13 protein-coding genes are annotated in these 12,121 nt (G+C 66.9%); 8 read left to right on the forward strand and 5 right to left on the reverse strand.

The window, feature by feature from the left end; translation table 11 throughout:
• The coding region (locus AUL36_RS08310; protein ID WP_062219702.1) for an urea carboxylase-associated family protein at positions 1-760 on the forward strand (760 nt) is incomplete at its 5' end.
• A 21-nt stretch (positions 761-781) separates the two neighbouring features.
• On the opposite strand, the gene AUL36_RS08315 is transcribed toward AUL36_RS08310, so the two are convergent.
• Positions 782-1,441: a hypothetical protein gene (locus tag AUL36_RS08315; RefSeq protein WP_062219704.1), complete on the reverse strand. Its 660-nt coding sequence runs from the start codon at positions 1,439-1,441 to the stop codon at positions 782-784.
• Positions 1,442-1,481: 40 nt separating this feature from the next.
• Positions 1,482-2,186 carry a hypothetical protein gene (locus AUL36_RS08320; protein ID WP_062219706.1) on the reverse strand — a complete coding sequence of 235 codons (705 nt, stop codon included), beginning with the start codon at positions 2,184-2,186 and terminating at the stop codon, positions 1,482-1,484.
• 166 nt (positions 2,187-2,352) lie between these two features.
• Between AUL36_RS08320 and AUL36_RS08325 the strand changes: the two genes are divergently transcribed.
• The 7 genes from AUL36_RS08325 (at position 2,353) to AUL36_RS08355 (ending at position 9,127) form a co-directional block, all read left to right on the forward strand.
• Entirely contained in the window at positions 2,353-3,318 is a 966-nt protein-coding gene (locus tag AUL36_RS08325) for a sugar-binding transcriptional regulator (protein ID WP_244497075.1), read from the forward strand.
• A gap of 89 nt (positions 3,319-3,407) precedes the next feature.
• Positions 3,408-3,845 carry a transcriptional regulator GutM gene (locus tag AUL36_RS08330; protein WP_062219710.1) on the forward strand — a complete coding sequence of 146 codons (438 nt, stop codon included), beginning with the start codon at positions 3,408-3,410 and terminating at the stop codon, positions 3,843-3,845.
• Positions 3,846-4,034: 189 nt separating this feature from the next.
• Positions 4,035-4,808: a PTS glucitol/sorbitol transporter subunit IIC gene (gene srlA / locus AUL36_RS08335; protein ID WP_062219723.1), complete on the forward strand. Its 774-nt coding sequence runs from the start codon at positions 4,035-4,037 to the stop codon at positions 4,806-4,808.
• A 25-nt stretch (positions 4,809-4,833) separates the two neighbouring features.
• Complete coding sequence (gene srlE, locus AUL36_RS08340; RefSeq protein WP_062219713.1) at positions 4,834-5,877, forward strand: PTS glucitol/sorbitol transporter subunit IIB; 1,044 nt, start codon at positions 4,834-4,836, stop codon at positions 5,875-5,877.
• A 97-nt stretch (positions 5,878-5,974) separates the two neighbouring features.
• The gene (locus tag AUL36_RS08345; RefSeq protein WP_062219715.1) at positions 5,975-6,355 is read left to right on the forward strand and encodes a PTS glucitol/sorbitol transporter subunit IIA; all 381 of its coding nucleotides are present in this window, start codon (positions 5,975-5,977) and stop codon (positions 6,353-6,355) included.
• A gap of 161 nt (positions 6,356-6,516) precedes the next feature.
• Entirely contained in the window at positions 6,517-8,454 is a 1,938-nt protein-coding gene (gene ptsP, locus AUL36_RS08350; protein ID WP_306302827.1) for a phosphoenolpyruvate--protein phosphotransferase, read from the forward strand.
• A 91-nt stretch (positions 8,455-8,545) separates the two neighbouring features.
• Entirely contained in the window at positions 8,546-9,127 is a 582-nt protein-coding gene (locus AUL36_RS08355) for a class I SAM-dependent DNA methyltransferase (protein ID WP_062219717.1), read from the forward strand.
• A 152-nt stretch (positions 9,128-9,279) separates the two neighbouring features.
• On the opposite strand, the gene AUL36_RS08360 is transcribed toward AUL36_RS08355, so the two are convergent.
• The 3 genes from AUL36_RS08360 to AUL36_RS08370 form a co-directional block, all read right to left on the reverse strand.
• Positions 9,280-9,939, reverse strand: coding sequence for an HAD family hydrolase (locus tag AUL36_RS08360; RefSeq protein ID WP_062219719.1), 660 nt, complete (start codon positions 9,937-9,939; stop codon positions 9,280-9,282).
• 128 nt (positions 9,940-10,067) lie between these two features.
• Complete coding sequence (locus AUL36_RS08365) at positions 10,068-11,480, reverse strand: acetoin dehydrogenase dihydrolipoyllysine-residue acetyltransferase subunit (protein ID WP_062219721.1); 1,413 nt, start codon at positions 11,478-11,480, stop codon at positions 10,068-10,070.
• A 5-nt stretch (positions 11,481-11,485) separates the two neighbouring features.
• The coding region (locus AUL36_RS08370; RefSeq protein WP_280137981.1) for an alpha-ketoacid dehydrogenase subunit beta at positions 11,486-12,121 on the reverse strand (636 nt) is incomplete at its 5' end.

The raw sequence follows: 12,121 nt of genomic DNA on the forward strand, positions 1-12,121 counted from the left end.
GGCCTACCGTGGGGTCCGCGAGGATTGGACCTTGGTGGAGCGGGTGACGGTGCCGGCGCGTGACGCGGCCTGCTTCCATGCGCCGGCCGGGCATTTCTTCCGCATTCTCTCCGTGGACGGGCCGCAGGTCGGCGACCTCAATCTGTTCCATGCGAACGATCTGACGGAGCGCTTCTATAGCGGCAAGACGCGTGCGCTGGTCGGCACGCATGTCGGCCTTGGCGATCAGCTCTTCTCCAGCTTTCCCACGCTCCGCCCCATGGCGACGATCACGCATGATACGCTCGACTGGTACGGGTTCGATGCCTTCGGCGGCGCGGTCCATGACGTGATCGGAACACGCTGCGATCCCTATACGCATTCGCTCCTCAGCGATGGCGGCACCTACCACCATTGCTGCCATTCCAACCTCACCCGCGCGCTGGCACAGGAAACGGGCCTGCCGCTTCATGAGGCCGAGCGACATGTGCATGACGTGCTCAACGTCTTCATGTGCACCGGCTTCACGCGCGATACCGGGCAGTATTTCATGAAGGCGAGCCCGGTGCGGCCGGGGGATTATCTGGAATTCTTCGCCGAGATCGATCTTCTGGGTTGCCTGTCGGCTTGTCCGGGCGGCGACTGTTCGACGGTTCATTCCTCGGACGCGGCGGCCTGCTATCCGCTGATGGTGGAGGTCTACAAGCCGAACCGCCTGCCGGAGGGATGGGCGCCGTCCGCCGTCAATCGCTACGACCGAACGCACGGCACGGCGGTCTGAGACGGAGCGAGGCCGGCGGGCTCAGCCCCCGGCCAGACGCCGATCGGCTTTGAGAAAATGCGGCTGGAGGGCGGTGCGGAAACGCGCCGCCGTCGGGAAGTCCCAGACCGGATCGCCACCCAGGAACTGGTCGAGAAAGGGGATGGCGAGGTTCGGATCGTCCTGCACATTCTCGCGGAAGGACTGCCAGCTTCGCAGTTCCACCGCCTGCGGCGACAGATGGATGCCCTCCAGCGACTGCTCCGCCAGAACCTTGTCGAGCACGGTGATGCAGAACTCGAAATAGAAGACGCCCTCGGGCCAGAAGGCGATCAGCGCCTGCTCCGGGCTGACGGGCTGGTTCGAGCGCGCAGGCGCACGGGTCGAGGGAACCGGCTCGACCGGGCGGTTGCGGATCAGGCTGCTCATCAGAAGCCCGGCCGCGAAATGGCTGAAATCACGCCGATCGCGCGAGGCCAGCTCACGCTCGGCGTCGAACTTGCGCACCCATTCCAGAAAGGCGCGCGTGAGCTTGCGCGAGGATATCTGAAGATCAGTGCCGTAACGGGCGTTGAACTGGTCGAGCCCGGCATGGGTCAGCCGCGAGAAGGCCGCCAGACGCCGGATCGAGCGGCGCAGTTGCGAGCGGCCGTCGCCCTCCGCGGGAAAGTCGAAGCTCAGCTTCAGCGCGCTGTCGCTCAACGGATCGCTCCCCTCATTCTCTGATTCTGTCTCGAGCCTATCAGGGAAGATAGGGCACGGTCTGGCGCCAGAGCGCGGCAAGTTCGTTCAGCTTGCGCGCCTTCAGAAGCGCCAGCCACTCGCCCTCTTCCGCTTCCATGGCCCAGCGCGCGCTGGCGAGGATCACCCGCGCATCCTCGCGCGGATTGTCGAGGCGCACCAGGACGGCAAGCCAGGCGATCAGAGCGATGCGGGCATTGAGATGGGTGCTCTCGTCGCGCTCCTCCTGGGTGAGCACCACGGACAGGCAGGGGCGCACGATGTCGAGCGAGGCCATGCGCGCGGCGATGCGCACGGCGGAAAGAGCCGCATCGGACGGGGCTGTGAGCGGGCGGTCGAGATTGCGGCTCGCGAGCTTGAGTTCGGACACGAAGGCCCCGCTCGGCCCGTCGAGATCGAGAATGGCCTGACAGACGGCATAGACGTCCCGTGTCCGCTCGGCCACCTGCCCCTGCGCCAGACCCGCGCCCAGCCGGTCCAGCCGCGCGCCGAGATCGGCGCCGTCGCGCGCCAGGACCATGCCGGCGAAGCGCTCGGCCCGTGTGAAGACGCCATCGGCCAGCCGCGCCAGTTGGCGCGTCGGCTCGGGCGTTCCGAAGAACCGGCTCGACACCGCGCCGGCCTTCGCCTCGCGTCGGATCGAAGACCGGAGGTCGCGGATCCCTTCCTTGAAAGGCAGAGCCAGACTATCAGGATATGGCAACATGGACGCTCTCCCATTTGCGAGTGAACATTAGCACAGGGCCGATCGGAAGATGAGGAATTTTCTCCGGACCGGCGCCATCACAAAGCCGGAGCAAGCCCCCGTCCGCGCGGGGGCGTAACGCGCCTTCGACCCCAAGCGCCCGATGAGAACGCAAGGAACCACAGACATGTCCGATCAGGGATCTCTCGTTGGATCGCGGGCCGACCGGATGCGGGTTCGGGCGGCCTGGATGTATTACGTCGAGCAGATGACGCAGAACGATATCGCGACGGCGCTCGGCGTCGGCCGCGTCAGCGTTGTCCGGCTTCTGGCCGAAGCGCGCAACCGCTCGGAGGTGCGCATTTCCGTTGCCGGGCCGCTGGCCGAACTCACGCAGACCGAGCGCGCGCTGGAAAAACGCTTCGGGTTGGACACGGCCATCGTCGTGCCCGCGCCGGGCTCGGGCGAAGACCCCGCGCCCGTCATCAGCGCGGCCATTGGCCATTATCTCTCGGAAACGGTCGCCAACGGCATGACGGTCGGCCTTGGCTGGGGCCGAACCCTGTTCGAATCGCTCCCCTTCATCGAAGCGCGGGCGCTGGAGGATATGCGCGTCGTCTCGCTGCTCGGCGGCATCAGCCAGGCCCATCGGTTCAACCCGGCGGAATTTGCCTGGCGCTTCGCGCAGATCTTCAACGGCGACGCCTTTCTTCTGACCGCGCCCGCCATCGTCGACAGCGTCGAGACCAAGACGGCGCTGATCGAGCGCTGCGGCCTCAGCTCGGTTCTCGACATGGCAGGCCATCTCGACATGGTGGTGCTCAGCGTCGGCGGCATCACAGCCAACGCCACGACCTATCGCACCGGCTATATCGCGGAGGCCGACCGGCTGTCCTTGAAACGGACCGGTGCGGTCGGCGATCTCCTGTTCCACTTTCTCGATGCGGACGGAAAGCTGGTGGATCATCCGATTAACGCGCGCATCATGTCGGCCGAGGTCGAGGCGATCAGCCGAACGCCCAAGCGCATCATGGCGTCAGGCGGGCCGGATAAGATCGACATTCTGCGCGCCTCCCTCGCCCTTGTCCGGCCGACCGTCCTCATCACGGACGAAACCAGCGCCCTGCGCCTTCTCGAAGCGCCCGCCAGCTGACACGATCCGTCAGAACATCTTGACATAGAAGAAGTCAAATGTTCATTGTTAGGCAACGATGCACGGGAGAGCATCGTCGGGAGGTTTCCATGTGGAGTTGGCAGGTGATCCTGGCGCTTCTGGCGCTGGCGTGGATGCTGCAATGCTGGGGCACGTTCGTCCAGATCCGTCGCTATCGCGATGCGTTCCGGCATTTGTCCTCGGAATATTCCGATGGCTGGATGGGCGCGGGCAAGAGCGGCGGCGGTTTCAGGCGCGGCGCGATCGTCATGGCCGTCGCGGCGCCGGACGGCACGCTCCGCCGCGTCGTCGCCCTCGAAGGGCGCACCATCTTCGCGCATTTCCAGCCGGTGGCGCGTTTCGAAGGTCTCTCGCTCACGCAGGCCCGCGCCGGCGCCGAGGCCCAGCCCAAACATCCGCTGGAGCGGGCGCTTCTGACGGCTCTCGATCAGATCGAGACCGTTCGGCGTGGCACGACGCCATCCGAGGCCACCAATCTCGCAACATTCTCGCCGTCCCTCGCTTGAGCGACGAGCGATGAGCAAGGCCGCCGCGCGGGAGTGGCGCGGCGCACCTGACAAAGGATTTCCAGACTAACGAGAAGCCCCGGAGGGGGTTTCCTCAAAATGGCCGGGAGGGGCCTTATGATGCTGACCATGATGATGGCGCAAGGCGTGGCGGATCTCGCCAGCCATGGCGCCGCCTATGCCCATGCCTTGAGCGACCCCGCGATCGTCGCGCCCGCCACGGACCTCGCCGGCCATCACGGCGCGCTGGCCGACAGCGCCCATCACGGCGCTCAGCTCCTGGCCCAGGCCGCCGATCCGGGCGCCGCCGGAACCGCGCAGGCGACCGCCCCCGCCGGGAGCGGCGGCTCGATTTCGGCTTCCGAATATGCCAAGCGCGTTCAGCAGCTCTCCCCTGGCAATCAGGAAGAGCAACTCGGCTGGCTCGCCACGATCGGCCGCCATTTCATCGGCATGTTCCAGAAGGGCGGCGAGGTCTTCCTCGGCTTCGTCACCGGCATCATCCCGACCCTCGTCGTCCTGATGACGGCTTTCTACGCGCTGACCGGCATGATCGGCGAAGAGCGGGTGCATGGTCTGGCTCAGAAGGCCGGTCGCTACGCTCTGACGCGCTACACCGTCCTGCCGGTGCTCGCCATGTTCTTCCTGACCAACCCTATGGCCTATACGTTCGGCACCTTCCTGGAAGAGAAGCACAAGCCGGCCTTCTACGATTCGGCCGTGTCCTTCTGCCATCCGATCCTGGGCCTCTTCCCCCATGCCAATGCCGGCGAGTATTTCGTCTGGGGCGGCGTTCTGGTCGCGCTTCTGGAGCTGGAAAACCGGGGCGTCATCCCGGCCGGCTACCACATCAATCTCGCCATCTTCTACTTCATGGTCGGCATCGTCGTGATCCTTCTCAAGGGCATCGTCACCGAGCGCGTCACGCGGTTTCTCGCGCAGCGCGAAGGCGTGACGCTCTAAGGCTCGGGACCGGAAGGACAGACCCATGACCAAGACATTCCGAGCCATTCGCGTGTCCGCCGGCAAGGGCGGCTGGGGCGGCCCGCTGGTGATCCAGCCTAGCCCTGAGCGCGACAAGATCGTCGCCGTCACCGGCGGCGGCATTCCCGCCGTCGCCCAGCGCCTCGCCGAACTCACCGGCGCGACCGTCGTGGACGGGTTCCGCACCCCGCCGCTCGAAAGCGAGATCGCGGCCGTGGTGATCGATTGCGGCGGCACGGCGCGCTGCGGCGTCTATGCCCGCAAACGAATCCCGACGGTCAACATCATGCCGGTCGGCCAGAGCGGCCCGCTCGCCCAATTCATCACCGAGGACATCTACGTTTCGGGCGTGACGCCCGAGGACATGGCCCCGGCGGATGGCACGGCCGCACCCAGCGGCCAGGCTTCGGCCTCGCCCGCCGGCATGGGCCAGCCCACCGCCGCGCCGCGCAGCTTCTCCTCGGCGGCGGAAGCCACCGCCGCGCTCGGAAATTCCATGCCGGCCACCAACAAGGGCGGCCTGATCGGCGCGATCACCTCGGTCGGCCGCGTCATGGGCCGGGCCGTCGGCATCTTCTTCAATGCGGGACGGCGCACCATCGACATGGTGATTCGCAACGTGCTGCCCTTCATGGCCTTCGTGACCATGCTGATCGGCATCATCCTCTACACCGGCATCGGCGATCTCCTGGCCGCTCCGATGGGACCGCTCGCCAACAATATCTTTGGTCTGATCGTCCTGTCGGCCATTTGCGGCCTGCCGTTCCTCTCGCCGATCCTCGGCCCCGGCGCCGTCATCGCGCAGGTGATCGGCGTCGCCATTATCGGCCCGCAGATCGCCAATGGCACAATCGCCCCCGCCATGGCCCTGCCGGCGCTCTTTGCCTACAACACGCAGGTCGGCTGCGACTTCGTGCCGGTGGGTCTCGCGCTCGGCGAAGCCAAGCCCAAGACGATCGAGATCGGCGTGCCGGCCGTTCTTCTCAGCCGCCAGATCATGGGTCCCGTCTCGGTGCTCATCGCCTGGGTCGCGAGCTTCTTCCTCTGATCGCGACGCGTTCCTCTGATATCGAAGCGGGCCGGCGCGCCGGCCCGCCCCTGCCGGGCGCGGCACTCATCACCGCTGCCCTTTCCCGGAGAGTGTCATGAGCCTACAATTCCGCACCGCCGTCACCGCCATCGGCCCCGATGTGGCCGACCTTCTGGAGGGCGGCGTCCTCATTCTCTTTGCCGACGGCGCACCGCCGGAGCTCGCCGAAGTCTCGGTGACGCACCGTGTGGTGGAAGGCCCGAGCGACGAGCCTCCGGCGCCGGGCGCGACGATCCGGGTCGGCTCTGTCGAGGCCAGGCTCACCGGCATCGGGCCGCTCGCATGGGGAAAGGTGCGCGACATCGGCCATGTCGTCATCAACTTCAACGGCGCGGAAACGCCCGAGCGCCCCGGCGAAATCACCGCCAGCGAAGTGGATGCCGCGACGCTCGCCGGCGCGCTCCAGCCCGGCGCCGAGATCACGATCGGCGGCTGACCGCCGAGCCCTCGAGGGCAGACCCTTCGGAGCCGCTCGCCACTGAGGATCGCGACCGATGCGCGGCATCGGCTCCGCTCGTCCTCCGAGCCAGCGGCCGGAGCCCCCGCCGGTCCTTCGCCGGTTTCGATTTCCTTGTCCTCTGTGGAACTATGAGTGCCATGATCGAGCGATCCGTCGTCGTGCGCGTGCACGAGGGGCTTCATGCCCGCCCGGCCACGCAATTCGTCAAGCTCGCCAAGAGCTTCGCCAGCGAGATCGAAATCCGCTGCAACGGGCGGGGCGCCAGCGCCAAGAGCGCGGTGAAGCTGATGCTGCTGGGCGTCAAGGAGAACGACGAGGCGACGCTGCGCGCCGATGGCGACGACGCCGCCGACGCCCTTTCGGCTCTCTCCACCTTCCTCCAGACGCCGGACGCCGGCGACGTTGCGCTGCCCGCCAAGCCGGCCGAGACGCAAGCCACGCCGGCGCAGCCGCTCGCCACCAGCGCATCGCGCGGCATCGGCGCCAGCGAGGGCACGGCGGTCGGCCCGGCCTTCGCCTTCTTCCCCGCCGCACTCGACATCCAGCCCCGCACCGTGCCCGGCGACGAGCGCGAGGCCGAGCGCGCACGCTACAGCGCGGCGCTTGCCGAAACCGTCCAGTCCTTCCGCGAAGCCAAGAGCCGGCCGGGCCTGAAGCGCGACGATGCCGCCATCATCGACGCTCTGGTGGAAGTCGCAGAGGATGGCGAGTTCATTGCAGCCGTCGAGGCCGCGATCCGCGACGGGCGCGACGCGCCCAGCGCCGTGGTCGAGGCCGGCCGCGAGATCGCAGCAAACTTCGAAGCGCTGAGCGATCCTTATCTGCGCGCCCGCGCCGAGGATATTCGCAGCGTCACCCGCAGCCTCGCGCTGACGCTTCTCGGGCGCAAGGATACGACGCTCGCCGAGATGCCGCAGGGCTCGATCATCGTGGCGGACGAGATCGCCGCGCTGGACCTTGCCAAGGCGACGCTCTCGAACATCGGCGGCATTCTCTGCCGCAAGGGCGCGGCGACGAGCCATGTCGCCATCATGGCGCGCGCCCATGGTATCCCGGCCGTGCTCGGCTTTCCCACGGAGGAAGCGGTGCTGAAGGCGGCGCGCACGATCGGTCTCGATGGTTCCAGCGGCGAGGTCGCCATCGACCCGGACAGCGAGGCGACGGTGCGCTTCCAAAGCGCCATCGCGCGCGAGGCGGAGGAGCGCCGCAAGCTCGACGCCTATCGCACCGTGGAGCCTAAGACGCGGGACAACAGGCGCATTGAGATCGCCGCCAATCTCGGCTCGCTCGCCGAGATCGAGGGGGCGCTCAAGGCGGGTGCCATGGGCGTCGGCCTGTTCCGCACCGAGTTCCTCTTCATGGAACGGCGGACCCTGCCGGGCGAGGACGAGCAGGCTGAGACCTACACCAAGCTCGCGGAAGCCTTCGCGCCCTATCCGGTCGTGATCCGCACGCTCGATATCGGCGGCGACAAACCGGTGGCCGGCATCGATTTCGAGCACGAGGACAATCCGTTTCTTGGCTGGCGCGGCGTGCGCATGTGCCTGGAGCGGCCCGATGTCTTCAAGCCCCAGCTTCGCGCGCTCTTGCGCGCCTCGCCGGTCGGCAACGTCAAGATCCTGCTGCCGATGATCGCCGATGTCGGCGAAGTCCATGCCGTGCGCGCGCTCCTGGACGAATGCCGCGCGGAACTGGATGCGGCCGGTATCGCGCATGGCGCGTTCGAACTGGGCGTGATGATCGAGACGCCGGCGGCCGTGTTCCTGGCGGCCGAGATCGCGCGCGAGGTGGACTTCTTCTCGGTCGGCACAAACGACCTGACGCAATATGTCATGGCCGCCGACCGGCTCAATCCGCGGGTCGCCAAGCTGAACCGCACGGAGCACCCGGCCGTCCTCGCCGCCATCCGCCACGCGGCCCAGGCCGCGCGCGAAGCCGGCATCTGGATCGGCGTCTGCGGCGAGGCGGCGGCCCGCCCCGACCTCATCCCCTTCTTCGTGGAAAATGGCGTGAGCGAACTCTCGATGAGCCCGACTTCCATCCCCCGCGCGAAGAAATGCGTGACGGAGATTTGAGCGGTGTAAGATGGCTGTTTGAAGTAGTTTCCTGCCTGTCCGCTTTCGGGGACAATCGGAGAGAAGCAGCCCATCAAGGAGCGAGTGGCTTATGCATGATCGGGTGCTTGGGTTCTACGACGAGCATGCGGCCGCCTACGCGGCCGATAGCGTCACCAATCCGCACCTCCTGAGATTCCTGCAGCGCTGTAGATCGGGAGGACGGGTTCTCGAAATGGGTACGGGGGCTGGATTGGATGCCAAGGCCATGCTCGACGCTGGGTTCGACGTCGATGCGACTGATGGATCGGCGGAACTGGCTAAGATCGCCTCGGCTCGTCTTGGGCGGCCTGTCAGGACGATGAAGTTCAACGAGTTGGATGCGGTCGAAGCCTACGACGGGATATACGCCTGTGCGTCGCTGACTCACGCGCGCCGCAACGAGTTGCCGTCGATACTTGCCAAGATCCGCGCCGCCCTTGTGGACGGAGGCGTGGTTTGGGCCAGCTTCAAGACGGGCGCGCAGGAAAACGAGGACAGCCTCGGTCGTTACTACAACTACTTGTCACCCAGTGAACTCCTCACGTGCTGGCAGGATAACGGGCCTTGGACGCGCGTCGAGATCGAGAGCTGGGTCGGGAGCGGCTACGAACAGAAGGTAACAAACTGGTCTGCAATTACGGCCTACCGCTGACCTTTGCCGTCCGCTTTCAAGCGCAAATCGCGATAGAAACAGTGTCTCTGAAGGGTCGCAATCTGTCAAACATGCACCTCGAAGCGTGACGCCGAGGACCGTTTGGAAGCCGTTGACGCGCCAATAGCTCTTTGAAATGGCGCTGAGCTTCGTCAGCGCGCCATCTCGGCCGCGATCTCCTCATAGGTCCGCGCGACGAAATCGGCCCCGGTTTCGTGCAGCGCTTCGCCGGAATTGGCGAGGAGGTGCGCGCCGCCGAGAAATCCATAGGCCGCCATGCCCGCCGCCTTCGCGCCCATGATGCCGAAGCGCGAGTCTTCGATCACGAGGCAGCGCGCTGGATCGGCGCCCATCCGCGCGGCTGCGTGAAGCACGAGATCGGGCTCGGGCTTGCCGCGCGACACGTCATGCGAGGAGAAGATCGCATCCGCAGCGAAATACGAAGCGAGCCCTGTCACGAAAAGGCTGTGCCGGATGCGCTCGTGATCGGACGAGGACGCGACACATCGCGGGAGCGAGGAGGCGTCCAGAAATTCCACCACACCCGGCACGGGCCGCAGGTGCTCCGTGAAGAGCGCCTTCGTCTCCTGCCAGAAGCGGGGATGATAATCCTCCGAAATGCGCTGGCCGGTGCGCGCCTCGATACCATCCAGAATGTCGTGGAATTTCATGCCCACGAAGCTGTTGACCATCTCGGCCGTGACATCGATCCCGGCCTGTCGGAAGACCGACTGCATGGCCCGTCGCGCCAGGATTTCGCTATCGACGAGCACGCCGTCGCAATCGAAGATGATGAGATCGAACTCGGCCATGGGCCTCTCCCCAAACGCAGAAGCCGTGCCGGCGAACTCCGGTTCGTCGGTACGGCGTCGAGGCTTCGAAGTCTATCGCATTCCCCGGCTGCCAGCGTGTCCGCTTCGCCGGGTCAGGTGGCGGGTCATCAGCGCGTCAGTTCGCGCAGGAGACGCGCCACCTCGGCTCGCTGTTCGAATTGCGGCATGTGGCCGGTGCGGGGGAACACGTGCAAGGCGACGCGCCCTGGCAGGCCGGTGAAATGCCTGATCGGCACGACCCGATCCTCCGCGCCCGCCACGATCTTTACCGGCATGGCGAGATCGGGGAGCAGACCCCGCACGTCGAAGTGCTGCGCGCCATGGGAGAAGAGCCGGCCGACCAGCCGCGTCTGCGCCTCCGACTGGACGCCATCGGAGCGGCCGCGCGCGGTGGCGCGCACGAACCCGTCCGAAAGGACGGTGGGATCGCTGACGAGATGGCGCAGCCAGGAGCGGATCGGCGCTTCCTCGCGCGCGCGGGCGAACCCTTCCACAAAGCCGGTGTCGATATCAGGCCCGAAGCCGGCCGGCGCGAGCAACAGGAGCGAGCGCACGTCGATCGCCAACCCGGCCGCGACGGCACTCGCCACCGCGCCGCCGAGCGAATGGCCGACGAGATGACAGGAGGCGAGGCCCAGCGCTTGAAGCGTCTCCTCCACGCCGGACACCAGCGCGTCGAACCCGTCCGCCTCGCGTCCGACCGAACCGCCATGACCGGCCAGATCAAGCCCAAGCACCGGATTGGGGCCGGTGAACTCCGCCAGAAGCGGACGCCAGCTGGCGCTTTCCGAGCCGAAACCGTGAAGGAGGACGAGAGGTGTGCCCTCCCCTTCGCGCAGCGTCACGACGTGGAGCGGCGTCTCGCCATTGACAACGAGACGCGGTTTGGCCGGTGCCGGCTGGGGCGCTGGCTGGCGGGCAAGACCGGGTGCCGGCGCGGGTGGCTCGGTGCGAACCGGAGCCTCCGCCAGCCGGGCGCTGGCCGCTGCCTGCTGTGCCGCTTCCACATCCTCGCGGCCGATGCGCCCCATCGGGCCATGGCCGGTGATGCTGGAGAGGTCGATGCCATATTGGCGCGCGATGCGCCGGGCGAGAGGCGTTGCACGAACGCCGCGGCGCTCGCCTGTCTCCTTGCCGCAGCAAGGCTTGCCCCCGCCGTTCATTCGGGCTGGCACGTTTTGCCTGTCGGCCGGCTTGGCGTCCGCTTTCCCATCCGGGTCGGGTCCGACCACGTTCGGCGTGCCCGCGTCGGCCGTCGGCGCGGGTGCATTCACCGCCTCGCCCTCGGCATAGATCCAGGCCACCGGCGAGCCGACGGCGATGTCGACGCCCTCCGCGCCCGTGACGTTGCGCAGCGTGCCGGAGGCCGGCGCGTCCACCTCCATGGCGGCCTTGTCGGTCTCGATCTCGAACAGCGGTTCGCCCTTCTTGATCGTGTCGCCTTCCTGGAAGAACCAGCGCGAAATCTGGCCGGTCGCCATGTCCATGTCGACCTTGGGGAGGATCACTTCGGTCGGCATCGGCGTCAGCGCTCCCGCCGGGCCAGCGCGCGCACGGCCTGAACGATGTCGGGCACCTGCGGCACAACGGCCTTTTCCAGTTCGGGATTGTAGGGGATGGGCGATTCCGCGCCGCCCAGCCGGATGATCGGCGCGTCGAGATAGTCGAAGGCTTCCGACTCCGCGATCATGGCCGAGATTTCGGCCCCGACGCCCAAGGTCTTCACGCCCTCATAGACGCAGACGAGACGGCCGGTCTTCATCACGCTCGCGATGATGGTCTCGCGGTCCATCGGGCGGATGGTGCGCAGGTCCACGACCTCGACGTCGATGCCGTCTTTTGCCAGTTCCTCGGCGGCCGTGAGCGCCTTATGCACCATGATCGCAGAGGCGACGATGGTCACGTCCCGCCCCGCGCGGCGCACCAGCGCCTTGCCGATCGGCACGGTGTAGCGCCCCTCGGGCACCTCGCCCTTCATCTTGTAGAGGATCTTGTGTTCGAAGATCATCACCGGATCGGGGTCGTCGATCGCGGCGAGCAACATGCCCTTGGCGTCGTGCGGGGTCGCGGGCTGGAGAACCTTCAGCCCCGGCACATGGCCGAGCCAGGCCTCCAAGCTCTGGCTGTGCTGCGCGGCCGCGCCCGTTCCCGAGCCCGCGGG

This window comes from Aureimonas sp. D3, from assembly GCF_001463805.1.
GTDB classification, from domain to species: Bacteria; Pseudomonadota; Alphaproteobacteria; order Rhizobiales; family Rhizobiaceae; genus Aureimonas; species Aureimonas ureilytica_A.